Annotated in this window: 1 protein-coding gene; it reads right to left on the reverse strand. The window is 35.5% G+C overall.

The features are described from left to right. Window positions 1-11: 11 nt before the first annotated feature. Window positions 12-366 (reverse strand): ATP:cob(I)alamin adenosyltransferase (locus tag QWI17_RS09890; protein ID WP_302722346.1); only part of this gene is annotated, 355 nt, incomplete at its 5' end.

Genomic DNA, 366 nt, shown 5'->3' on the forward strand with positions numbered 1-366 from the left:
AAAGTGCTTTTTTATTCACCTGGAATCCATTTTACTTCTTCTTGATTATTGTCTGTGGCAATTTTTCGACCTAAAACAAATAAATAATCAGAAAGACGATTCAAATATTTTTGTAATTCTGGACGAATTTCTTCTTCTTCGGCCAAACCAACTGTCAAACGTTCGGCACGACGACAAATACAACGCGCAACATGTGCATGAGAAGCTGGTTGATTTCCACCTGGAAGAATAAAATGAGTCAATTGTTCCAATTGTCCTTCCAAATCATCAATCCATTCTTCTAATTGTACAATATCTTCTTCAGAAATAGTTTTCGGAATACGAGGTTTACCATTTGCCAAGTATAATTTATCCACTGGTGTTGCT

The organism is Gilvimarinus gilvus, from assembly GCF_030518155.1.
GTDB lineage: Bacteria > Pseudomonadota > Gammaproteobacteria > Pseudomonadales > Cellvibrionaceae > Gilvimarinus > Gilvimarinus gilvus.